The organism is Rhizobium sophoriradicis (assembly GCF_025200795.1).
GTDB classification, from domain to species: domain Bacteria; phylum Pseudomonadota; class Alphaproteobacteria; order Rhizobiales; family Rhizobiaceae; genus Rhizobium; species Rhizobium sophoriradicis.
Genome location: NZ_CP104152.1, coordinates 3,201,467 through 3,224,600, shown reverse-complemented (window position 1 = coordinate 3,224,600; position 23,134 = coordinate 3,201,467). Strand labels below are relative to the sequence as shown.

Genomic DNA, 23,134 nt, shown 5'->3' with positions numbered 1-23,134 from the left:
CCATCACGTCGATCAGACCGTCTCCCTTTCGGTCCGGACGGCCTCGACTGGCCTTTCGACTGAGCGGTTGCGACGCCGGCCGCGCAGCACGACGTAGAAAACCGGCGTCAGGAACAGACCGAAGATCGTCACGCCCAGCATGCCCGAGAAGACCGCGGTGCCGAGCGATTGCCGCATTTCGGCGCCGGGGCCGGTGGCGATGACAAGCGGCAGAACACCGAAGATGAAGGCGAATGCCGTCATCAGGATCGGGCGCAGGCGGAGATGGCTGGCCTCGATGGCCGCCTCCACCGGCGACTTGCCTTCCTCTTCCGCTTGTCTCGCGAACTCGACGATCAGAATGGCGTTCTTGGCCGCAAGGCCGATCAGAACGATCAGGCCGATCTGCGTCAGGACATTGTTGTCCATACCTCGGAGCGAAACCCCGATCAGCGCCGCGAGCACCGCGAGCGGTACGATGAGGATGATCGCGAGCGGCAGGACCCAGCTTTCATATTGCGCCGCCAGCGCCAGGAAGACGAAGATCACCGACAGGGCGAAGATGTAGATGGCGGTGTTGCCGGTATGGGTTTCCTGATAGGCGAGTTCCGTCCATTCGAACGTCGTTCCCTGCGGCAGGATTTGCGCCGCCAGCGCTTCCATCTTCTTGATGGCGTCGCCCGTCGACGTGCCTGGCGTCGGATTACCCTGAAGCGGCACCGAGACATACATATTGTAGCGTTGGACGAGCGCCGGGCCGCTGGCATCCTGAATATCCATCAAGGTTCCAAGCGGGACCAGCGCGCCGGTCGCCGATCGAACCTTCAGGGCGAGGATATCTTCCCTATCCATGCGGTACTGCCGGTCGGCCTGGGCGCGCACCTGGTAGACGCGGCCGAACGCATTGAAATCGTTTACATAAGCGACGCCTAGGTTGATCGAAAGCGCGTTGAAGATGTTGGGGATCGGCACATTGAGGAAGCGCGCCTTGTCGCGGTCGATCGCCAGGAAATATTGCGGGCTTGCATCGGAGAATGTCGTAAAGACGCCGGTCAGCCCCTCCGTCGTCGCCGCCGCACCCATCATCTGGCGGGCGAGGCCGAGCACCCGCGTCATATCGGCATTTTCAAGATCGGAAATCTGCATCTTGAAGCCGCCGGAATTGCCGACACCGCGCACGGACGGCGGCGGTATGGCGATGATGAAGGCTTCCTGGATGCTTTGCAGCTTGCCGAAAAGCTCGCCGATGATCTTGTTGGCGTTATCTCCGCCTTCTTCGCGTTCGGCGAAGGATTTGAACGGGACGAAAACGACGCCGGCATTCGAGGCGTTGGTGAATGTCGCCCCGCTGAAGCCGGCAAATTGCACCGCATTGCCGACACCCGGCACGGTACGGGCGATATCGCCCACCTGCTTGACGACGGCGTCGGTACGCGCGAGCGAGGCGCCGTCAGGAAGCTGTATGACGATGATCGCGTAACCCTGGTCCATGGTCGGGATAAAGCCCGAGGGAACGCGCGTACCCATGTACCAGGTTGCTCCCAGCAGGCAAACGAAGGCGACCATTGCGGCGCTCAAGCCTACCCAACTGCTGACCAGATGCCGAACGGTCCAGGAATAACCGGAACTCATCCGGTCAAATCCGCGATTGAAGCCATTCGCAAGGCTGCGGCCCAGGCGTGTGGCCACGTTGGCGCGCCTGGTCTCGTGATCATGGGGCTTGAGCAATATGGCTGCCAGGGCGGGCGAAAGCGTCAGCGAGTTCAAGGCTGATATCGCGGTCGTGACGGCGATGGTGACCGCGAACTGCCGGTAGAACTGTCCGGAGATGCCTGGAATGAAGGCTGTCGGCACGAAGACGGCGATCAACACCAGCGAGATGGCGACGACCGCGGTTCCGACCTCGTCCATCGTGACATGGGAAGCCTGTTTCGGCGTCATGCCGCGGGCGAGATTGCGCTCGACGTTTTCCACCACGACGATCGCGTCGTCGACGACGATGCCGATTGCCAACACCAAGCCGAACAAGGTGAGCATGTTGAGCGAGAAGCCGAACGCCAGCAGGACGGCGAAGGTGCCGATCAGCGAGACCGGGATGGCAATGATCGGAATGATCGCGGTGCGCCAGGATTGCAGGAAGACGAGAACGACGATCGCCACCAGGATCGCCGCCTCGGCGATGGTTCGATAAACTTCGGAGATCGAATCCGAGATGAATTCGGTGGTGTCGTAGACGATGCGATATTCCAGGCCCTGCGGGAAATTCTGCGACAGGTCCTTCATGATCGCCTGGACCTGATGAGCGGTGTCGAGGGCATTGGTCCCCGGTCGGGCGAAGATGCCGAGTGCGACCGCAGGGTCGTTATTGAGATAGCTGTTGGTGACGTAGTCCTGTGCGCCGAGCTCGATGCGCGCTACGTCCTGCAATTGCACGAGCCGGCCGCTCTCCGTCGATTTCACAATGACATAGCGGAACTCGCGCACGTCGGAGAAACGTCCGTCCGTCCGCACCGTGTATTCGAACGCGTTCTTGCCGGTGACCGGCGGCGCGCCGATCTTGCCGCCCGACACCTGGACGTTCTGGTCTCTAAGGGCGGCGACGACGTCATCGGATGTCATGCCGTAGGCAGACAGCTTTTCCGGGTCCAGCCAGATTCGCATCGAATACTGGCGCTCGCCGAAAAGCTGCACGTCGCCGACGCCATCGAGGCGAACGAGAACGTCGCGGATGCGGTTGCGGGCGTAGTTCGAGACGTAAAGCTGGTCATAACGATGGGTCGGCGACAACAGGTGTACGACCATCATCAGATCCGGCGAACTCTTGTCGGTTGTCACGCCAAGTCGCTGGACTTCCTCGGGAAGACGGGGCAGGGCGATGGAGACGCGGTTCTGGACAAGCACCTGGACCTTGTCGAGATCCGTGCCGAGCTTGAAGGTGATCGTCAGCGACATGGCGCCGTCGGCGCTGGAGTAGGAAGACATGTAGAGCATGTCTTCGACGCCGTTGATCTGCTGCTCGAGCGGTGTCGAAACCGTATCGGCGATCGTCTGCGGATCGGCGCCCGGATAGGAGGTGCGCACGACGATGGTCGGCGGCGCGATCTCCGGATATTGCGATACCGGCAACTGTGTATAGGCGATGCTGCCGACGACGAGAAGAACGATGGAAATCACGGCCGCAAAGATCGGCCGGTCCACGAAAAAATGAGCGAATCTCATTGTCCGCTCTCCGCGCCAGCGGTTTCGGGCGCCGTGTCCTGCCGCTCCTTCGGCAGTTCGGTCATCTGAGGCGTGATCTTCGAGCCGGGACGGGCGCGGATGACGCCGTTGACGATGATCGTCTCGGTGCCGTCGAGACCCTCGCGTATCACACGGTAGCCGTAGAGCCGCGGTCCAGGCCTTATGGGCTTGCTCGAAACCGTGCCGTCGTCGGCGACGACATAGACGACGCGCTCGTTCTGATCCGAGCCGATTGCCTCGTCGGGGACAAGAACGGCCTGGTAGGTGTTGGAGGCTTCCACCTGTATGCGGCCGAAGAGGCCGGGCTGCAGGACAAGATCGGGGTTGGGGAAACGGGCCCGCAGGCGAATCGTGCCACTCTGGTTGTCGACCCGGTTTTCGGCGAAATCGAGCTTTCCCTTGAACGGTTTGGCATTGGGATCCGATATCGTGACGGACACATCCAGTCCGCCGCCGCCCTGCTGGAGATCCTTGCCCAGCTTGCGGGCCGTGTCGGCAAAATTCAGCAGGCGGCGCTCATCGACGTCGAAATAGAAATCGATCGGGTCGAGAGAAACGATCGTCGTCAGCACGGTCTGGTCGGTCTGCACGAGATTGCCGGCCGAAATCAGCCGGCGGTCGATGCGGCCGCTGAGCGGCGCCTTGATTTCCGTGTATTCCATGTCGAGCGACGCACGGTCGGCTGCGGCCTGGGCGCCGCGGACATTGGCTTCGGCCGAATCGAATTCGCGGCGACGATCGTCCAGCGTCTGGGCCGACTGGCTGCCGCTCGAGGCAAGCGACTGCGCACGCTTGTACTGCGCATCGGCAAAGACCAGGGTGGATTGGGAGGCCTCAAGCGTCGCCTTTGCCTGGTTGAGCGCCGTTATGAACGGTCTCTGGTCGATGACGAAGAGCAAGTCGCCCTGCTTGACCAGCGCGCCGTCCTGGAAATGGATTTCCTGCAGGTAACCGCCGACGCGCGAGCGAACGGAGACTTCGTCGACCGGTTGGAAGCGACCGATGAACTCGTCGCTGTCGACAACGTCGCGAACGACCGGCTTGGCAACGGTGACGGGTGGGGCCGGTGGGGCGTTCTGGGCAAGCGCCGCTAGCGGCATGAGCACGGCCATGCTGCCAAACAGCATCATCTGTCGAAGCGCGAAAGTCATGCCGGTCCTCCAATCTCGGCGGCCGTTTATTGCCGCCAAACCTAAGATGAAGTGATGCTGTTCATGTCTTGCTGCTTGAACGGGGGCGTACGCCCCCGGGAATTCTCCGGCGTTTAATCCCCTCGCAAGGAAGGCCGGCAGGCAATGCAGATGAGAAAAATCGTAACCCTTTGGAAGCGGACTATAAGCGGCAGGGGTGAAAAATTGCAAATGCCAATTGGCTGCGTTTTTGAATCCATGAAAGCTTCATAGGCAGTGTCAGCTCTCGACGATCTCGTCCCTACCGGGCGGCAGCGCGCCGAGTTCGGCCCAGTCAAGCTCCTGTTCAAGCATGTGAAAGACATCGTCGTCGATCTCGCCGGCGCGGCGCATCGCCGCAAGCTTGGCGCGTTTTGCGACGATGACGTTGCGGCGCTGTTTGTCGAGCTTGCTGACCTCGCGTGGATGTTTCCCATCCGCGGCGATCTTGCGCTCCGAGGTGTAGACGTCACGCAGGATGCGGGTGGATTCGTCCTCGCCGCCAGCAAGCTCGGCAAGTGCTGCATCAATCAACGCCACGCGGGCTCTGGCGAGATCGCGGTCAAGAGACGTATCCGGTTCGAAATTTAGGAAACGGATCAGCGATCCGAGCGTCAGACCCTGGACAATCAGGGTGCCGAGGACGACGGCGAGCGCGCTGAGCAGGATGATGTCGCGATCGGGAAAATCGATAGGCAGGGCGAGGGCGGTCGCCAGTGTGACGAGGCCGCGCATGCCGCACCAGCCGGCAAGCAGGCTGGTCGCGAACGTCGGGGCCGCCTGTTTCGCGCGTCCGCGCGCCGCGAGAAAATTGATCGCCCGGTTATAGAAGAGCACCCAGGTCAGGCGCACCGCGATGACGGTGGCAAAGACTGCGGCAGCGAAGGTGACCGCGAAATTCAGGCGGCCGGGATCAAGATCAAGCACGATCTGCCGGGCCTGCAGGCCCATCAGCAGAAACGCGAGCACATTGAGCAGAAAGACGGCAGCCTCCCAGACGGAGTAGGAGTGGATGCGGTGGCGGGCCGTCTGCCGTTCCGGCATGTAGCGGGCGATCACCATCGCGTATACGACGATCGCCAGAATCGCCGACAGGTGCAGCCGCTCGGCGATGATCCAGGTGCCGAAGGTGGCGACGAACTCCAGCAGAGTGCCGCCGAGAGTGCCGGCGAGCTTCAACCCGACGACCATGTAGAGCCGGCCGAGGAGATAACCGAGGATGAGGCCGCCCGGCACAGCCAGAGCCAGTTCCGCCAGAGCGCCGGTGAAGAAGGTCGGGCTTGCGGCAGCGGTGACGGCGGCGCTGAAGATCAGGAGTGCCACGGCATCGTTGAGAAGGCTCTCGCCCTTCAGGACGACATAGGTCTGGCGCGGCAGCGCGAAGCGGTCGAGCATGGCGGTCGCGGCGGCCGCATCCGGCGGCGCGACGATAGCGCCGAGCGCGACAGCCGCGGCAATCGGCAGCCCGGCCATCGTCACCCCGACGACGGCGACGGCGGCAGCTGTCAGCACCACGGCGATCGCGGCGAGCGAGAGGAGCGGCATCCAGTTGCGGCGCAATGTCCGCGGCGGCAGATCGTAGGCGGCGTCGAAAAGCACGGGCGCGACCAGCAGCGCCAGTGCAAGGTCGGGATCGATTGCAATCTCGGGTGCCCAGGGCACGGCGGCGACGATGACGCCGGCGAGCGAGAGCATTGTGGGATAGGGGATCCGGAATCTCCTGGAGAATTGCAGGAAGACGATCGCCACAAGGAGCAGCGTCAGCATGCTTTCGAAGAACGCCATCGAGCCCTCCTGCGCACCTCATGGAGGCGAAGTTCTTCAGGAACTAGGGCCGAAACTGCCCTGCGGCCACCGTACGTGCGCTGCAACCGGCAAAGAAGGTATGGCTTGCCCTCCGCGGCTGCGGCATTTCGACCGCGGCCCTGAATCTGTCGACGCTGCTCTTGTGCAGTGCACTCGCCCGGAATATAAATACCCATATCATAAGTATGCTTATAAATAGCCGGCAAAGGTTCCAATGAACACCACGCCCACTCTCGGTTTCCTTCTCCACGACGTCGCACGGCTGCTGCGCAAGCGGTTCGAGCAACGCGCGAAGTGCCTCGGGCTGACGCGTTCGCAGTGGCAGACACTTGCCTATCTCTCGAACAATGAAGGTATCCATCAGAGCGGCCTTGCCGAAATCCTCGAGGTCGAGCCGATCACTTTGGTGCGCATCCTCGACAAGCTTGCCGAACGCGGGCTGATCGAGCGCCGCCAGCATCCGACCGACCGGCGCATCTGGCTGCTCTACATGCGCGAGGAGGCGCATCCGTTGCTCGCCGAAATGCGCGAACTCGGCGATGTAACCCGAGCCGAGGCGCTGGAAGGCGTTTCCGCCGAGCAACGCGAGCAGCTCTACCAGATACTATCCGTTATGAAGACGAACCTGGTGCAGGCTTGCCGAACACCGGTTGAAGAGAATGAGATGAACGATGGCTGATCAATCCAACTTCCGCGTCGTCGCCGACGCCGATGCCAAGACATCTGAAGAAAACCAAATCAAACAGCAGGAAACGGTAGCCGAAGCGCCTTCATCCAGTTCAGCGCCGGCTGCCGCCGTGGCTGCGCCTGGCGGCAACAAGGTCCGCCGCCGGCGCAGTCTCACGCGGCCTATCCTGTTCGCGCTGCTGCCGGCGGCGCTCGTCGCCGGCGGTTATTATTACGTCAATGGCGGCCAGGTGATGTCGACCGACAACGCCTATATCCAGGCCGATATGGTCGGCGTCACCACCGATGTCTCGGGCATCGTCAACGAGATCAACGTGCGCGAGAACGAGGCGGTCAAGGCGGGGCAGGTGCTCTTCAGCCTGAGGGCCGATTCCTTCAAGATCGCGCTCGACGGCGCCAAGGCGCAGCTCGGCGTGCAGCGCAACCAGATCATGAACCTCAAAGCCAGCTATCAGCAGTCGCTGGCTGAGATCACCCAGGCGCAGGCCGACCTGCCTTATTATCAGGAGCAGTTCGACCGGCAGCAGAACCTCGTCAACAACGGCAGCGCGACGCAATCGGCCTATGACGAGGCCAAGCACAATCTCGAGGCCGCGCAACAGAAGGTGACCGTCGCCAAGGCGGAGGCCGCAACGACGCTTGCCCAGCTCGGCGGATCGGCCGACCAGCCGATCGAGGAGAACCCGCTCTACCTGCAGGCCAAGTCGAATGTCGACAATGCCCAGCGCGAACTCGACCACAGCGTCGTCAAGGCGCCGTTCGACGGCATCGTCACCAATGTCAACGCCTTGCAGGTCGGCTCCTACCTGCAGGCTTCCGCAGCAGGCCTTCTCGCTTGTCGCGACCGACCATCTGTGGATCGCCGCCAGCCCGAAGGAAACCGAGCTGACCTACGTCAAACCCGGCCAGACGGCGGAGATCTACGTCGACACCTATCCCGGCGTGACGTGGAAGGGCAAGGTCGAGAGCATCAGCCCGGCCTCCGGCTCCAGCTTCGCGCTGCTGCCGGCCCAGAACACCACCGGCAACTGGGTGAAGGTCGTCCAGCGCATTCCGATGCGCGTCAGCATCGAGGATACGCAAGGCAAGCCGCCGCTTCGCGTCGGCATGAGCACGGTCGTCGACGTCGAAACCGGTCATGCCCGCGGCCTGCCCGACTTCGTCAACAAGCTTCTGGGCCGGTCTCAGGGCAAGGATGATGAGTAGCTCTCCCGCGTCTTCGGCGACCCCTGTTGCCAATCGCGGTGCGATCACCGCCTGCGTCATCCTCGCCGTCATCATGCAGGCGCTGGATACGACGATTGCCAATGTGGCGCTGCCCTATATTCAGGGCAGCGTGTCGGCGTCGGCCGACCAGATCAACTGGGTGCTGACGTCCTACATCGTCGCGGCGGCAATCATGACGCCGCCCTCCGGTTTCCTTGCCGCCAAGTTCGGCCGCAAGCGCGTGCTGCTCGTCGCCATATCCGGCTTCGTCGGCGCCTCGGTGCTCTGCGGCCTGGCGCAATCGCTGAACCAGATCGTCGCCTTTCGCCTGCTGCAGGGTCTGTTCGGCGCATCGCTGGTGCCGCTATCCCAGGGCATCCTGCTCGACATCTACACGGTCGAGGAGCGCGGTTCGGCCATGGCGCTCTTTGGCGTCTCGGTCATGGTCGGGCCGGTGCTGGGGCCTGTCATTGGCGGCTGGCTGACCGAGAATATCAGCTGGCGCTGGGTGTTCTACATCAACGTGCCGATCGGCGCGCTCGCCTTTGCCGGGATCGTCGTATTCGTTTCGGAAACGAAGAGGGATGCGCTCGCGAAGCTTGACTGGTTCGGCTTCGGGATGATGAGCCTGTTCATTGCCTCGCTGCAGCTCTTCCTCGACCGCGGTGAGCAGCTCGACTGGTTCTCCTCAGGCGAGATCATGCTCGAAGCGATTATCTGCGCTTCGGCCTTCTATCTGCTTCTGGTGCACACGCTGACGGCGGAGAAATCCTTCGTCAATCCGAAGCTGTTCCTCGATCAGAATTTTTCGATCAGCATGATCTTCATCTTCGTTATCGGCATCACTTATCTCGCCTCGCTGGCGTTGATGACACCCTATCTGCAGACGCTGATGGGCTATCCCGTCATTACCGCCGGCATCGTCATGGGGCCGCGCGGGCTCGGCACCATGCTCTGCATGTTCATCGTCGGGCGGCTGATCGGCAAGGTCGATACACGCTGGCTGCTGGTGCTCGGCCTCGGCCTGACCGCCTGGGCGATGTACGATATGACCGGCTGGACGCCCGACGTCTCGCAATGGACGATCATCTCGGTCGGCTTTATCCAGGGCGCCGGTCTCGGCTTCCTGTTCGTGCCGCTGACGACGATCGCTTTCGCCACGCTGCCCGCCCATATGCGCGGCGACGGCACCGGCCTCTACAATCTGTCGCGCAATATCGGCTCGTCTGTGGGCATCTCGATCGTCTCGGCGCTGATCGTCGAGAATACGCAGAGCAATCATGAATCACTCGCTGCCTATGTGACGCCGTTCAACCACGCCTTCAACGCGGTGGCGGCACAGGGGCTCAGTCCCGTGACGGCAGCCGGACGCGCCTCGCTCAACGAGATCATCACGCTGCAATCGACGATCATCGCCTATATGGACGATTTCAAGCTGTTGATGCTGATGTCGCTCGCGGTCATTCCGCTCGTGCTGCTGCTGCGTAAGCCGAAGGCCGCGGCCGCCGTCGACCACAGTGCCGTGATGGAATAGTCAGCGAAACGGTTTGCTGAGATAACGCGACCCCTGGATGCCGAAGCGCCATGGCACGTCGGCATTTTTGGTGATACCGATGCGCTTTCCCGAAACGATCGGCACCGGCGCGGAGGGCGTCAGTGCATAGGGTGGGCGGTCGAGCAGCCTGTCGTTGATCTGAATGTCGATGCCGAGCGCCAAGCAGAGCTTGCCGGGGCCGCTGCAGAGCGCCGTCAGCATATCGGTGCCGCGCCGCTCCATCATCAAAGGAATTCCCGTTTCCGGCTCGAGCGCCCGGATCAGCACGGCCGAACCCGGATGGCAGACGAAGTTCAGGCACCAATACATGCCGTAAATGCGGTAGATGTAGGCATTGCCGGGGCGGCCATACATGGCGCCGTTGCGCTTGGTCGGCCCGCGAAAACTGTGCGAGGCCTCGTCATCGGGGAAATAGGCTTCCGTCTCGGTGATGCGGCCGCCTACGCCGTCGACTGAGAGATGGCAGCCGAGCAGATCCCGGGCAACGGCGATTGCGTCGCGCTCGAAAAACACCCTGAGACTTTCGCCGGCAAGCGCGCCGGCGCCGATCGCGCCGCTTGTCATTCCACCATCGGTCATGGCCGAGGCAGATACCATTCGGCGCGCTTGGCGTCACCCCCAAAGGGCTTGACGTGGCAAGCGGGTGTTACCGGCCGGGTTTCGGATCGCGCATCGGGATCGATGTGACGGTGACCGAAACCGGGTCGCTTGCCGGAAAAGAATCCTCGAGGCCTTCCTCCAGTTCCTCTTCGAGCACGTTGGCATCCTTGCTGCGCGGGCCGTCGCCATGGACGGGTTCAATCGCTGTCGCAACCAGGGCCTTGGCGCGCGAAACGGCATTTTCCGAGGTCAGCTCGGGCGTGCTGCGCAGCGTCACGGCAATGCTGTCTTCGCCCTCGCCACCGAATTCGACGACGAAGCCGTCTTCCGTCTGGTAGACAGTGATGTCGCTGAGTGCCATGGCTCCCCCAAAAGCGCCTACATTAGCAAGGCGTGTTTTAGTTATGCCCGCTTTCCGAATTTTGTCGAGCGAAGACCTTCACCAGCCAGTCGATGAAGACGCGCACGCGCGGTGAAAGCTGGCGGTTGCGGGGATAGAGCAGGGATACCGGCGTCGGGGTCAGCGGAAAATCCTCGAGCACACGAACCAGCCTTCCCTCAGTGAGATCTCTTTCAGCGTGATAGCGCGGGATCTGGATCAGGCCGAGGCCCATCCTTGCCGCGGAAACATAGCTTTCGGCGGCGTTGACGGCGACGGTCGCGGGAATGGTGACGTTGCGCACTGCGCCGTCGACGATGAATTCGAGCGGCAGCAGAGTGCCGGTGCTGCTGGAGCGGAAGCCGACCATGCGGTGGCCGGTTAGCCGGTCCGGATGCTGCGGCAGGCCATGTGCGGCGATATAGGCCGGAGAGGCGAGGGTGATCTCGTCGAGCATGGCGACGCGCCGGGCGACCATATCGCTATCCCCGGGCGTACCGACGCGCAGCACGCAATCGATGCCTTCGCGCACCAAATCGACCAGCCGATCGCCCTCGCTCATATAGAACTCGATCTCCGGATAGGTCTCGAGAAAGGAAGGCAGGCTCGGCAGCACGAAATGCCGAGCCAGCGTGCCGTGCACATCGACGCGCAGCAGTCCCTTCGGTCTGGCGCCGGCAAAAGCGCCTTCGGCGTCCTCGATGTCGGCGAGGATCGACAGGCAGCGTTGGTAATAGGCCTCGCCGTCGAGCGTCGGTCTGACATGGCGCGTGGTGCGCTGGAGCAGGCGCACTCCGAGGCGGGCCTCGAGCTGCTTGACCGCATCGGTTACGGTCGAGCGCGGAAGGCCGGTGTCTTCCGCGGCAAGGGTGAAGCTGCGGCGCTCAACGACGCGGCAGAACACACGCATGGCATCGAACCTGTCCATCTGTTTGTTCGCCTTTCACGGATAATGAAGCCGAAGAATGCACGATTATCCGCACTGGCAAAAGGCGCATCTTCTTTCCATCGAAAACGCGCTGCGGCGCAGACGAAGGAGAAGAACAATGGCTTCCAACCAAAGCAGCAAGGTCGCACTGGTTACCGGCGCTTCGCGCGGTATCGGCGCGGCGGTTGCCAGGCGCCTCGCCAGAGACGGTTTCATCGTCGTCATCAACTATTCAGGCAATGCCGTGCCGGCCGAAGAACTGGCCCGGGAGATCGAGCTGGCCGGCGGCGAGGCGCTGACCGCGAAAGCCGATGTCAGCGATGCGGACGCCGTGCGCCGCATGTTCGATGCCGCGGAAGCCGCTTTCGGTGGCATCGACGTGCTCGTCAACAATGCCGGCATCATGATGCTCTCGTCGCTCGCCGAGGCTGACGATGAGAACTTCGACCGGCAGATCGATGTCAATCTCAAGGGCACCTTCAACACGCTGAGGGAAGCGGCCAAGCGTTTGCGCGACGGCGGCCGGGTCATCAATTTCTCGACTTCGGTCGTCGGGCTGAAGCTTGAAACCTACGGCGTCTACGCCGCGACCAAGGCGGCCGTCGAAACGCTAACGGCGATCATGGCCAAGGAAATGCGCGGCCGCAATATTACCGTCAATGCGATTGCGCCCGGTCCTGTCGCCACCGATCTTTTCCTCAACGGCAAATCGGAAGAACTCGTCGTCCGCATGGCGAAGATGAACCCGCTGGAGCGCCTCGCCACGCCCGAGGACATCGCCTCGTCAGTCGCCTTCCTCGCCGGCCCGGACGGCGGCTGGATCAATGGCCAGACGCTGCGCGCCAATGGCGGCATGGTCTGACCAGGCCGACCTCATCGCGATTATGTGAACGGCGCTTGTGAGTTTTTCCTCTTACAATTTTATGGAGAGTGCTTATAACGGATTTATCGCGAGAGAGTGGAGTTCCCTGACGCTCTCTTACGAACCTCCAGAGCCTGCCGCGCCGCTCTGCGGCGCGACAGGCCCGATGTTCAAAATATTGCGGCCCGTCGAAGGTTCCCCTGCCTTCCGGGCCGTATCTGTTTTGCCGCTCAATAGTCGTTCAGCCTCGCCTCGACCAGAAGCTTCACCAGCCAGTCGACGAAGACGCGGACCTTGTTGCTGAGGTGGCGGTTCGGCGGATAGACGACATAGAGCGGGATCGGATCGCGGCGCCATTCCGGCAGCACGCGGACGAGTTCGCCCCGCCGCATCGGTTCGCGCACCATGAAGGTCGGCACCTGCGCGACGCCAAGCCCCGTCAGTGCCGCGGTCAGATAGGTGCGGCTGTCGTTGACGGAGGCGATGTAGCGCGGGTTGGTCTCGATCGTCTCGTTGTCCCTGCGAAATTCGAAGGGCAGGGTCCGGTTGTTCTGAGCGCGGAAATAATTGACCGAGTAGTGTGCGGCCTCCAGATCCTCAGGGCGTTCGGGCATGCCGAATTTCTGGATGTAACTTGGCGAAGCGCAGGTGATGAGCTCCATCTCCGAGACGCGCCGGGCGATCAGCGACTGGTCGGTGGGCGTGCCCGCCCGCAGCGCGCAATCGACATTTTCGACCAGATAATCCACCGTGCGGTCGCTGACGCCGAGGTCCAGACGGATATCGGGATAGCGCTGATAAAAGTCGCACAGCGCCGGGACGACGATCGCATCAGCAAAGGCGCCGCTCATCTCGACGCGCAGCCGCCCGCTCGGCAGGCTCTGCGAATTGGAGAGGCTGCCGTCGAGTTCCTCCAGTTCGGAGATAAGCTGCGCGGCGCGTTCGTAATAAAGCGCGCCGTCCGTGGTCACCATCACCCGGCGCGTGGTACGGTTCAGAAGCTTGGTGCGCAGATGCGCCTCCAGGCCCTGGATAAGATTGGTCACCGTCGCCTTGGGCATGGCGAGCATGTCGGCGGCGCGGGTGAAATTGCCCGTCTCCACCACGCGGATGAAGACACGCATTGCCGAAAGCTGATCCATCGGTTTCAAGTCCGCAGTTTGCGTTGCACCATTATTCGAGAATTGGAACAGTGTAATCGCGATATCACTTCTTATTCCCTGTTCTGAATAACAATATCTTTTTTGTACAAAATGCAAGCGACAGCGTTGTCTGTCAGTGGCGATGCGTACAAAGGCCGGAACCATGACGGTGGAATGGAAAGATATGATGCTGGACAAGGTGGCCATCGGCCCCGTTTCCGCACGCATCTACCAGGGCGCCGATTACGGCAAAGGGCCGCCGATCGTGCTTTACCTGCATGGCGGCGCGTTTCTAGATCGGGAGACAAATGTCGACCGGCCGGTGGCGATCAGCCTCGCCAAATCAGGCGCCATCGTCGCCGCCGTCGATTACAGCAGCCTGTCCGGCAACCTGTTTCCGCAAGTGTTGGAAGTTTCCTTTTCCGTTTTTACCTATCTCGCCAACAAGCGCGCTGCCGGTCTTGGCGACCGCAAGTCGCTGTTATTCGTTGCCGGTGAGGAGGCAGGCGGCAATGTCGCCGCCGGTGTGGCGCTGAAAGCGCGCGACCAGCTGCCCGACGCGCTCGACGGCCAGGTGCTGATTTCGCCATTGCTTGATCCCTTCATGGGCACCTCCTCTATCCGCAAAGCGGAAGCCATCGGCATGCGGCAACGCTGGACTGAGGGCTGGAGCCATTACTTAAGCGGCGGCGGTTGCCACCCTTACGCGGCACCTTGCCTCTGTTCGCGTCTTTCAGGCGTCGCCCCTGCGCTGATCTTCACCGCCGAGGACGATCCTCTGCACGACGAAACAATTGGTTACGGTGCCCGCCTGAAGAAGGCCGGCGTCGGTGTGCGCCAGCATGTCCTTCCCGCCGGGACGGGCTGGCCCTCGATTTATGGTGGGAAATCCGGGGAAGCGCCCGATTGGCAGGAACACGTCAGCCGCCACTTCGGAAGTTTCCTTCAGGACGTAAGCGTCCAACCGCAATTGCATTGAAGAAGATCTGATATTTGAGCGGCTTGGGGCCGTAAGGAGAGTACTGATGACGTCCAGAAGCAAGCGCTGGGCCCTGGTGGGCGCCGGCATGGGTCTTATTGCGTCGGTTTCCGGCGCTGCATTGTTTTTCGAACTGCCGATGAGCACGACCGCCACGGCCGCTTCCGCGCCGGCGCAGCCTCCCGCCGTGCCGGTGACGGTTGCCGTCGTCGCGGCGCGCGACGTAACGGCATGGGAAAATTTCTCCGGCCGCCTCGAAGCCGTCGACCGTGTCCAGGTTCGTTCCCGCGTCGCCGGCGCCATCCTGTCGGTGGCCTTCCGTGAAGGTGCGCTGGTCAAGCAGGGCGACCTGCTGTTCACCATCGACCCGGCTCCTTACCAGGCGAGCGTGGCGCAGGCGCAGGGCCAGGTCGCTTCGGCTGAAGCCAAGGTCAGCCTGGCGCAGACCGAGCTCGATCGCGGCCGCAGGCTTTCCGACAACCGCACCATCTCCCAGAGCGATCTCGATCAGCGTCAAAGCGCGCTGGCCGAGGCGCAGGCGGGGCTGCGTTCGGCGCAGGCCGCTCTGCAGTCGGCTCAGCTCGATCTCGATTACACTGAGGTGCGGGCGCCGGTTTCGGGCCGCATCGGCAAGATCGAGGTGACCACGGGCAACCTGGTTGCGGCCGGCTCGGCTTCGCCTGAACTGACGACGCTGGTTTCGGTCGATCCGATCTATGCGAGCTTCAATGCCAGCGAGGAAATGGTGACGCGCGCCCTTGCCCAGCTGCCGCAGACGGACGGCGCCCTGCCGCCGGTCGAACAGATCCCGGTCGAAATCGGCACGCTCGCGGATGATGGCACCCCGATCAAGGGCAAGCTGCAACTGATCGACAATGAGGTCGATGCATCAAGCGGCACGATCAGCGTGCGCGCCGTCTTCGACAATCCGGGCGGGCGTCTGATCCCCGGCCAGTTCGTGCGGGTGCGCATGGGCCAGCCGAAGGCTGAGAACAAGATCGTCATCAGCGACCGTGCTGTCGGCACCGACCAGGACAAGAAGTTCGTCTTCATCGTCGACGGCGAGAACAAGGTCGCCTACCGGCAGGTCCAGCTCGGCACGCTGTCTGACGGTCAGCGGGTGGTCGAAAGCGGCCTGAGCGCCGGCGAGAAGATCGTCGTCAACGGTCTGCAGCGCATTCGTCCTGGCGCCGTCGTCATTCCGCAGATGGAAGAGAAGGTCGCGACCGCTCAGTAATTTGCGCCTTTCCCTGTGGGGGAAGGTCAATAGCCGAATTGATTTCACCCGCCGGCGGCTCCCAGCCGCCGGAGAGGGACTTCGCATCCATGTTCACCCCGGAGAGGGCTTTGATATGAACATCTCCAGATTCTTTGTCGACCGCCCGGTTTTTGCCGGCGTCCTTTCGGTCCTCATCGTGGTCGCCGGTCTGATCGGCCTGAGGGCGCTGCCGATTTCCGAATATCCCAACGTCGTGCCGCCGTCGGTCGTCGTGCGCGCCACCTATCCCGGCGCCAATCCGAGCGTCATTGCCGAAACGGTGGCGACACCGCTCGAAGAGCAGATCAATGGCGTCGAGGACATGCTCTACATGTCGAGCCAGGCGACGTCGGACGGCGTGCTCAACGTGACCGTCACCTTCAAGCTCGGCACCGATCCCGACAAGGCGCAGCAGCTCGTACAGAACCGCGTTTCGCAAGCCGAGCCGCGCCTGCCGGCGGAAGTCCGCGCGCTGGGCATCACCACGGTCAAGAGCTCGCCCGACTTCATCATGGTCGTCAACCTCGTCTCCGACGGAAACAGTCACGACATCACCTATCTGCGCAACTACGCGACCCTCAACGTCAAGGACCGGCTCGCCCGCATTCCGGGCGTCGGCCAGGTGCAGGTTTTCGGGGCCGGCGACTATTCGATGCGCGTCTGGATCGATCCGCAGAAGGCCGCCGAGCATGATCTCGCCGCCAGCGATATCAGCAACGCCATCAGCTCGCAGAACGTCCAGGCCGCCGCCGGCATCATCGGCGCGTCGCCCAGCCAGCCGGGCGTCGATCTTCAGCTCAACGTCAATGCTCAGGGCCGTCTGCGCACGCCCGAAGAGTTCGGCAACATCATCGTGAAGACGGGCGCCAACGGCGAGATCACCCGCCTTCGCGATATCGCCCGCATCGAGCTCGGCGCCGCCGACTATACGCTGCGCTCGCTGCTCGACGGCAAGCCGGCTGTTGCCGTCGCCGTTCTTCAGGCGCCCGGTTCGAACGCGATCGAGATCGCCGACAATGTGCGCGCGACCATGGACCAGCTGCAGCTGGCCATGCCTGACGGCGTCAAATACGAGATCGTCTACGATACGACGAAATTCGTGCGCGCCTCGATCGAGAAGGTCATCGATACGCTGCTCGAAGCTGTCGCGCTCGTCGTCCTTGTCGTCATCCTGTTCCTGCAGACATGGCGCGCCTCGATCATTCCGCTGATCGCGGTTCCGGTCTCGATCATCGGCACCTTCGCGGTCATGTATGTCTTCGGCTTCTCGATCAACGCGCTTAGTCTGTTTGGTCTGGTGCTGGCGATCGGCATCGTCGTCGACGACGCGATCGTCGTGGTCGAAAACGTCGAACGCAATATCGAGCATGGGCTGTCGCCGCGGGCGGCCACCTACAAGGCGATGAAGGAGGTCTCCGGCCCGATAGTGGCGATCGCGCTGGTCCTTGTCGCGGTCTTCGTGCCGCTCGCCTTCATCTCCGGCCTGTCGGGTCAGTTCTATCGCCAGTTCGCGCTGACGATCGCGATCTCGACCGTCATCTCCGCCTTCAACTCGCTCACCCTTTCTCCGGCGCTCGCAGCCCTTCTCTTGAAGGGTCACCATGCGCCGAAGGATTGGCTGACGCGGTTCATGGACGCCATTTTCGGCTGGTTCTTCCGCGGCTTCAACCGTGTCTTCGGCGCCGGTTCGAATGCCTACGGCAAGGGTGTGGGCGGGCTGGTGTCGCGCAAGAGCATCGTCATGGTGGTCTATCTGGCGCTGGTCGGCGCGACCTACAGCATGTTCACCACTGTCCCGGGCGGCTTCGTGCCGTCGCAGGACAAGCAGTATCTGATCGGCTTTGCCCAGCTGCCGGATGCCGCCAGCCTCGACCGCACCGAAGATGTGATCAAACGGATGACCGACATTGCTCTCGCCCAGCCGGGCGTTGCCAATGCGATCGCCTTTCCGGGCCTGTCGATCAACGGCTTCACCAATTCTTCGAATGCCGGCATCGTCTTCGTGACGCTGAAGGACTTCGAGGAGCGCAAGACGCCCGATCTCTCGGGCGGCGCCATCGCCATGACGCTGAACCAAAAGTTCGGCGCCATCCAGGACGCCTTCATCGCCATGTTCCCGCCGCCGCCGGTCAACGGTCTCGGCACGACGGGCGGTTTCAAGCTGCAGATCGAGGATCGCGCCGGTCTCGGCAACCAGGCGCTCGACGAGGCGACCAAGGCGGTGCTTGCCAAGGCCTATCAGACGCCCGAACTTGCCGGGCTGTTCTCCAGCTTCCAGATCAACGTGCCGCAGCTCTATGCCGATCTCGACCGCGCCAAGGCCGAGCAGCTCGGAGTTTCCGTCACCGACGTCTTCCAGACGCTGCAGATCTATCTCGGTTCGCTCTATGTGAACGACTTCAACGCCTTCGGCCGCACCTACAGCGTCCGTGTGCAGGCCGATGCGAAATTCCGCGCCCAGCCGGAAGATATCGGCCAGTTGAAGGTCCGTTCGGCATCGGGTGAGATGATCCCGCTTTCTGCCCTGTTGAAGGTCGAGCCAAGCACCGGTCCGGAACGCGCCAACCGTTACAACGGCTTCCTTGCCGCCGATATCAACGGCGGTCCGGCGCCGGGCTTCTCCTCCGGCCAGGCCCAGGCGGCAATCGAGAAGATCCTTCGCGAGACCCTGCCTGCCGGCATCGACTTCGAATGGACGGATTTGACCTATCAGCAGATCCTGGCCGGCAATTCGAGCGTGGTGGTCTTCCCGCTGGCGCTGCTGCTCGTCTTCCTGGTGCTCGCCGCCCAGTATGAAAGCTTGACGCTGCCGCTTGCGATCATCATGATCGTGCCGATGGGCGTGCTGGCGGCCTTGACGGGCGTCTGGCTCACCGGTGGAGACAACAACATCTTCACTCAGATCGGCCTAGTCGTCCTTGTCGGCCTCTCGGCGAAGAACGCGATCCTCATCGTCGAATTCGCCCGCGAACTGGAGTTCGAAGGCAGAACGCCGCGCGAGGCAGCGGTCGAGGCCAGCCGTCTGCGCCTTCGCCCGATCCTCATGACCTCCATGGCCTTCATCATGGGCGTCGTGCCGCTCGTCGTCTCCACAGGCGCCGGTGCGGAAATGCGTGCAGCCATGGGTGTCGCGGTCTTCTCCGGCATGATCGGCGTGACGTTGTTCGGCATCTTCATGACGCCTGTCTTCTACGTGCTGTTGCGCCGGATGACGGGCAACCGTCCGCTCGTCCAGCACAAGCCGGACGAGCACAAGGAGGAAGAGGCCGAAGTCATCCGGCTCGCTGCCGAATAACGCAATTCAACCTTCCTTTGTCGAGTAAATCGGGCGGGAACTTCGGTTCTCGCCCGTATCGTTTTTCGGCCATCCGACAAAAATGCTTTACGTGCATCAAAACGGTTGCAACCATGGCCGAGGAGACTATCAAAGACGGATAGCAGCTGGGAGGAGCGGCGCGGCCTTACCTCCGCCATCTGGATACGCAACGCCGAAGGCCGGAGCGCTTGCGGAAGATGGTGGTACGGGCGGAAGGCCCCCGCTTCTCGACTTCGAAGAGAAGTGTGGCCGATCGGGAGGATGGTAATGACGGACAGCCAAACGAAGACACGCCGCCTGCGTTCGCAGGATTGGTTCGACAATCCCGATCATATCGATATGGCAGCGCTCTACCTCGAGCGTTTCATGAATTACGGCATCACGCCGGAAGAGCTACGCTCCGGCAAGCCGGTCATCGGGATTGCCCAGAGCGGCAGCGATCTTACGCCCTGCAATCGCGTGCATATCGAACTCGCCAAGCGCGTGCGCGACGGCATTCGAGATGCCGGCGGCATTCCGATCGAATTTCCGACACATCCGATCTTCGAGAACTGCAAGCGCCCGACGGCCGGACTCGACCGCAATCTCGCCTATCTCGGTCTCGTCGAAATCCTCTACGGCTACCCGCTCGATGGTGTGGTGCTGACCACCGGCTGCGACAAGACCACGCCTTCGGCGATCATGGCTGCGTCGACGGTCGATATTCCGGCGATCGTGCTCTCCGGCGGGCCGATGCTCGACGGCTGGCACGAGGGGGAACTGGCGGGCTCCGGCACGGTGATCTGGCGGATGCGGCGGAAATATGCGGCAGGCGAAATCGACCGGGAGGAGTTTCTGCAGGCGGCGCTCGATTCGGCTCCTTCCGTCGGCCACTGCAACACGATGGGCACCGCTTCGACGATGAATGCGCTGGCCGAAGCGCTCGGCCTGTCGCTGACCGGGTGCGGCGCCATTCCGGCTGCTTATCGCGAGCGCGGCCAGATGGCCTACCGCACCGGGCGGCGGGCCGTCGAGATCGTGTTCGAGGACCTGAAGCCGTCGGATATCCTGACGCGGGCGGCGTTCCTCAATGCCATCCGTACCAATTCGGCGATCGGCGGCTCGACCAATGCACAGCCGCATCTGGCGGCCATGGCCAAGCATGCCGGTGTTGAACTTTATCCCGACGACTGGCAGGTGCATGGCTTCGATATCCCGCTGCTGGCCAATGTCCAACCGGCCGGCGCCTATCTCGGCGAGCGATATCACCGCGCCGGCGGCACCCCGGCGATCATGTGGGAGCTGCTGCAGGCCGGAAAACTCGACGGCGACTGTCGCACGGTGACGGGTAGGACGATGGCCGAGAACCTGAAGGGGCGGGAGGCCAGCGACCGCGAGGTCATCCGGCGGTTCGACGACCCGCTGAAGGAGCGCGCCGGTTTCCTCGTTCTCAAGGGCAATCTCTTCGACTTCGCCATCATGAAGATGAGTGTGGTTTCAGAGGATTTCCGTCGGCGCTATCTCCAGGAGCCCGGGCGAGAAGGCGTCTTTGAGGGTAAGGCGGTCGTCTTCGACGGCTCGGAAGATTATCACCGTCGCATCAACGATCCCGCCCTCGGCATCGACGAGAATACGATCTTGGTGATCCGCGGCGCCGGGCCGCTCGGCTGGCCGGGGTCGGCCGAGGTTGTGAACATGCAGCCGCCGGATCATCTTCTGAAGCGCGGCATCCGTAGCCTGCCGACGATCGGCGACGGCCGTCAGTCGGGCACGGCGGACAGCCCCTCGATCCTCAACGCTTCGCCGGAGAGCGCTGCCGGCGGCGGCCTGGCCTGGCTTCGCAGCGGCGACACGATCCGCATCGACTTCAACCACGGGCGCTGCGACATGCTGGTGGACGGCGCCGAGATCGAACGGCGCAAGGGCGAGGGCATTCCACCGGTGCCGGCGGATGCGACGCCGTGGCAGCAAATCTACCGCCGTTCCGTCACGCAGCTGGTCGATGGCGCTGTTCTGGAAGGGGCAGCGGACTTCCGCCAGATCGCGAAAAGACCACCGAGGCATAATCACTGATCCCGAAGCTGCGGCAGATCGCAAGTCCGTTGATCCAAAAGGGGAAAGCCGTAACGAAGATTTCACCTCGTCATTTGTTCGGTCCATAGGGCAAGGCTTCCTTAATGCCGGCCGAAGACCATATTGCAATGACGCAAGTCTTCTAAGGCCGAGGCCGTGTTGCCAGAAAATGAAGCCACACGATCCGAACAAGAGTTTCAGGATCTTCTGCGCCGGCTCGAACTCGCTCTCGACGCATCCCGGATCGGTGTCTGGGAGCATAGCATCGCAAAGGACGGGATCTTATGGGACGCACAGATGCACCGGCTCTACGAGACCGGCGAGACATGTCGGCAAGTGCCGGTATGGTTCTGCGCGAACGCGATCCATCCCGACGATCGAGAGCGGGCCGAACGTGATTTCGAGCAGGCCATCGCTGCGCGCGGCGCCTATGACTCGCAATTCCGAATCGTGCTGCCGAGCGGCGAAATCCGGCATCTTCGCTCGCGAGCGCATTTTTATGTGGATGCGGAGGGGGCGCCCTCCTTCATCGGCGCCGAGTGGGATGTGACAGCCGACGTACAGCTCAACGCCGAGCTTGCACGGCAGAAGATGATGGCCGAGGCGAGAGCGCTGGCGCTCGAGGAAAGCAATGCGCGTATCGAGCATGTCGCCGATCACGATTATCTCACCGGCTTGCCGAACCGGCGCCTTCTCGACAAGCGGCTGGCGGAGCTGCCGGCCGACAGGAGCGTCGCGACGCTTGGCGTGCTGCATCTCGATATCGATCAATTCAAGCAGATCAACGACAGCCACGGCCATGCGGCCGGCGACGCCGTGCTCAAGGCCGCAGCCCTTCGCCTCGCCGCCGCAATACCCGCAAACGGCATGGTTGCCCGCGTTGGCGGCGACGACTTCGTCGTCGTGCTGGTCAATTTCACCGATCTCGCCGAGCTGAAACTGATCACCGAAGATGTTCAGCGGCGGCTGCGGAAAAAGATCCGCTACGGCCAGGAGATGCTGCAATCCGGGGCTTCGATCGGCGTATCGTGGAGCGCCGATCGGCGGGTGCGCAACCTGCTGGCCGAATCCGACGTGGCGCTTTACCACGCCAAGCAGCTCGGGCGAAACCGCATCGAATTCTTCACGCGGCAACTGCAGGAGGATCTGCGATCCAAGCGTCGCTTGGTCGAAGAGCTGAAGCTCGGGCTGGAGCGCGGCGAGATCATTCCTTATTATCAGGTGCAACTCTCTGCCAGAACACGGCAGGTTATCGGCTTCGAGGCGTTGGCGCGCTGGAAACATCCGGACAAGGGCGTGCTCGCCCCGGGCGTATTTCTGAAGATCGCCGACGAGCACGGGCTTGCGGCTGAGATCGATGCGGCGATCTTGAAACGTGTTCTCGAGGACCGGCAGTTCTGGCAGTTACGCGGCCTTGCGGTTCCGCGCATTGCCGTCAACATTTCGGCGTCGCGCCTTGCCGACCCGGCGCTGCTCCGCAAGCTAAAAACACTCGACATTCCGCCCGGCGCAATCGTCTTCGAGCTGGTCGAGACGATTTTCCTCGACGACAGTGAAGAGACGCTGCTCGATCATGTCGATGATATCAAACGGCTGGGCATCGACATCGAAATCGACGATTTCGGATCGGGCCACGCCTCGCTTATCGGTCTCGTCAAGCTGCGGCCGAAGCGACTGAAGATCGACCGGCAACTCGTTGCCGAGGTCGTCAGCTCGCAGGAGCAGCGGCGGGTGATCGGTTCGATCGTCGAAATCGCCAAGGCGCTCGATGTCGAGGTGATCGCCGAGGGCATTGAAACCGAGTCGCATGCCACCGTGCTGGCGCAGCTTGGCTGCGACGGTTTGCAGGGTTATGCTTTTGGTTACCCGGCGCCGGCGGCCGAGACAGAACGGCTGTTCTCGCCGCTCACGAGTGGAGCCGAAAAGCAGAAGGCAGCGATAGGCGGCTGATATCCAGCCGAACCGCTCCTCGTCTT

Annotated in this window: 15 protein-coding genes and 1 pseudogene; 9 read left to right on the top strand and 7 right to left on the bottom strand. The window is 62.4% G+C overall.

Annotated elements, in window-relative coordinates; all coding sequences use genetic code 11:
• Positions 1-12: 12 nt before the first annotated feature.
• From N2597_RS15960 to N2597_RS15950, 3 genes are all read right to left on the bottom strand, one after another.
• Positions 13-3,198, bottom strand: a complete 3,186-nt coding sequence (locus tag N2597_RS15960) for an efflux RND transporter permease subunit (protein ID WP_183736551.1) — start codon at positions 3,196-3,198, stop codon at positions 13-15.
• A complete protein-coding gene (locus tag N2597_RS15955; RefSeq protein WP_183598476.1) occupies positions 3,195-4,370 on the bottom strand; it encodes an efflux RND transporter periplasmic adaptor subunit in 1,176 nt (391 codons plus the stop codon). The genes N2597_RS15960 and N2597_RS15955 overlap by 4 nt, the downstream gene beginning before the upstream one ends.
• A 258-nt stretch (positions 4,371-4,628) precedes the next feature.
• The gene (locus N2597_RS15950; RefSeq protein WP_183598474.1) at positions 4,629-6,173 is read right to left on the bottom strand and encodes a cation:proton antiporter; all 1,545 of its coding nucleotides are present in this window, start codon (positions 6,171-6,173) and stop codon (positions 4,629-4,631) included.
• A 235-nt stretch (positions 6,174-6,408) separates the two neighbouring features.
• Between N2597_RS15950 and N2597_RS15945 the strand changes: the two genes are divergently transcribed.
• From N2597_RS15945 to N2597_RS15935, 3 genes and pseudogenes are all read left to right on the top strand, one after another.
• Positions 6,409-6,873, top strand: a complete 465-nt coding sequence (locus N2597_RS15945; protein ID WP_038690911.1) for a MarR family winged helix-turn-helix transcriptional regulator — start codon at positions 6,409-6,411, stop codon at positions 6,871-6,873.
• A pseudogene (locus N2597_RS15940) lies at positions 6,866-8,087 on the top strand (HlyD family secretion protein). The gene N2597_RS15945 and the pseudogene N2597_RS15940 overlap by 8 nt, the downstream one beginning before the upstream one ends.
• Entirely contained in the window at positions 8,080-9,621 is a 1,542-nt protein-coding gene (locus N2597_RS15935; protein WP_183598472.1) for a DHA2 family efflux MFS transporter permease subunit, read from the top strand. Before N2597_RS15940 ends, N2597_RS15935 begins: the two are co-directional and overlap by 8 nt.
• Here the strand turns inward: N2597_RS15935 and N2597_RS15930 are convergent, their stop codons facing one another.
• Genes N2597_RS15930 through N2597_RS15920 form a run of 3 tightly spaced genes read right to left on the bottom strand, consistent with a single transcriptional unit; the run spans position 9,622 to position 11,549 of the window.
• Entirely contained in the window at positions 9,622-10,239 is a 618-nt protein-coding gene (locus N2597_RS15930) for a DNA-3-methyladenine glycosylase (protein WP_038690905.1), read from the bottom strand. It abuts the gene before it with no gap.
• Between the two features lie 49 nt (positions 10,240-10,288).
• Positions 10,289-10,603, bottom strand: a complete 315-nt coding sequence (locus N2597_RS15925) for a hypothetical protein (protein WP_106796570.1) — start codon at positions 10,601-10,603, stop codon at positions 10,289-10,291.
• A 37-nt stretch (positions 10,604-10,640) separates the two neighbouring features.
• On the bottom strand, positions 10,641-11,549 hold the full coding sequence (locus N2597_RS15920; protein WP_106796571.1) for a LysR family transcriptional regulator: 909 nt from the start codon (positions 11,547-11,549) through the stop codon (positions 10,641-10,643).
• A 118-nt stretch (positions 11,550-11,667) separates the two neighbouring features.
• On the opposite strand from N2597_RS15920, the gene N2597_RS15915 reads away from it, so the two are divergent.
• Positions 11,668-12,411: an SDR family oxidoreductase gene (locus N2597_RS15915; RefSeq protein ID WP_183598470.1), complete on the top strand. Its 744-nt coding sequence runs from the start codon at positions 11,668-11,670 to the stop codon at positions 12,409-12,411.
• 230 nt (positions 12,412-12,641) lie between these two features.
• Here the strand turns inward: N2597_RS15915 and N2597_RS15910 are convergent, their stop codons facing one another.
• The gene (locus N2597_RS15910; protein WP_038690901.1) at positions 12,642-13,553 is read right to left on the bottom strand and encodes a LysR family transcriptional regulator; all 912 of its coding nucleotides are present in this window, start codon (positions 13,551-13,553) and stop codon (positions 12,642-12,644) included.
• A gap of 163 nt (positions 13,554-13,716) precedes the next feature.
• On the opposite strand from N2597_RS15910, the gene N2597_RS15905 reads away from it, so the two are divergent.
• The 5 genes from N2597_RS15905 to N2597_RS15885 all read left to right on the top strand — a co-directional run bounded on the left by N2597_RS15905 (position 13,717) and on the right by N2597_RS15885 (position 23,108).
• On the top strand, positions 13,717-14,532 hold the full coding sequence (locus N2597_RS15905; RefSeq protein ID WP_038690900.1) for an alpha/beta hydrolase fold domain-containing protein: 816 nt from the start codon (positions 13,717-13,719) through the stop codon (positions 14,530-14,532).
• Positions 14,533-14,578: 46 nt separating this feature from the next.
• On the top strand, positions 14,579-15,769 hold the full coding sequence (locus N2597_RS15900) for an efflux RND transporter periplasmic adaptor subunit (RefSeq protein WP_038690899.1): 1,191 nt from the start codon (positions 14,579-14,581) through the stop codon (positions 15,767-15,769).
• Between the two features lie 115 nt (positions 15,770-15,884).
• On the top strand, positions 15,885-19,085 hold the full coding sequence (locus N2597_RS15895; protein WP_096763789.1) for an efflux RND transporter permease subunit: 3,201 nt from the start codon (positions 15,885-15,887) through the stop codon (positions 19,083-19,085).
• Between the two features lie 288 nt (positions 19,086-19,373).
• Positions 19,374-21,158 carry an IlvD/Edd family dehydratase gene (locus tag N2597_RS15890; protein WP_096763788.1) on the top strand — a complete coding sequence of 595 codons (1,785 nt, stop codon included), beginning with the start codon at positions 19,374-19,376 and terminating at the stop codon, positions 21,156-21,158.
• 159 nt (positions 21,159-21,317) lie between these two features.
• Positions 21,318-23,108: a putative bifunctional diguanylate cyclase/phosphodiesterase gene (locus N2597_RS15885; RefSeq protein WP_183598468.1), complete on the top strand. Its 1,791-nt coding sequence runs from the start codon at positions 21,318-21,320 to the stop codon at positions 23,106-23,108.
• Positions 23,109-23,134: the final 26 nt, after the last annotated feature.

Bases quoted from the DNA above. Each gene is read 5' to 3' on its own strand.
- N2597_RS15930 (WP_038690905.1), bottom strand. From the start codon at position 10,239: ATGGTATCTGCCTCGGCCATGACCGATGGTGGAATGACAAGCGGCGCG.
- N2597_RS15915 (WP_183598470.1), top strand. From the start codon at position 11,668: ATGGCTTCCAACCAAAGCAGCAAGGTCGCACTGGTTACCGGCGCTTCG.
- N2597_RS15890 (WP_096763788.1), top strand. From the start codon at position 19,374: ATGACGGACAGCCAAACGAAGACACGCCGCCTGCGTTCGCAGGATTGG.
- N2597_RS15905 (WP_038690900.1), top strand. From the start codon at position 13,717: ATGACGGTGGAATGGAAAGATATGATGCTGGACAAGGTGGCCATCGGC.
- N2597_RS15960 (WP_183736551.1), bottom strand. From the start codon at position 3,198: ATGAGATTCGCTCATTTTTTCGTGGACCGGCCGATCTTTGCGGCCGTG.
- N2597_RS15945 (WP_038690911.1), top strand. From the start codon at position 6,409: ATGAACACCACGCCCACTCTCGGTTTCCTTCTCCACGACGTCGCACGG.
- N2597_RS15955 (WP_183598476.1), bottom strand. From the start codon at position 4,370: ATGACTTTCGCGCTTCGACAGATGATGCTGTTTGGCAGCATGGCCGTG.
- N2597_RS15950 (WP_183598474.1), bottom strand. From the start codon at position 6,173: ATGGCGTTCTTCGAAAGCATGCTGACGCTGCTCCTTGTGGCGATCGTC.
- N2597_RS15925 (WP_106796570.1), bottom strand. From the start codon at position 10,603: ATGGCACTCAGCGACATCACTGTCTACCAGACGGAAGACGGCTTCGTC.
- N2597_RS15935 (WP_183598472.1), top strand. From the start codon at position 8,080: ATGAGTAGCTCTCCCGCGTCTTCGGCGACCCCTGTTGCCAATCGCGGT.
- N2597_RS15895 (WP_096763789.1), top strand. From the start codon at position 15,885: ATGAACATCTCCAGATTCTTTGTCGACCGCCCGGTTTTTGCCGGCGTC.
- N2597_RS15900 (WP_038690899.1), top strand. From the start codon at position 14,579: ATGACGTCCAGAAGCAAGCGCTGGGCCCTGGTGGGCGCCGGCATGGGT.
- N2597_RS15910 (WP_038690901.1), bottom strand. From the start codon at position 13,553: ATGGATCAGCTTTCGGCAATGCGTGTCTTCATCCGCGTGGTGGAGACG.
- N2597_RS15920 (WP_106796571.1), bottom strand. From the start codon at position 11,549: ATGGACAGGTTCGATGCCATGCGTGTGTTCTGCCGCGTCGTTGAGCGC.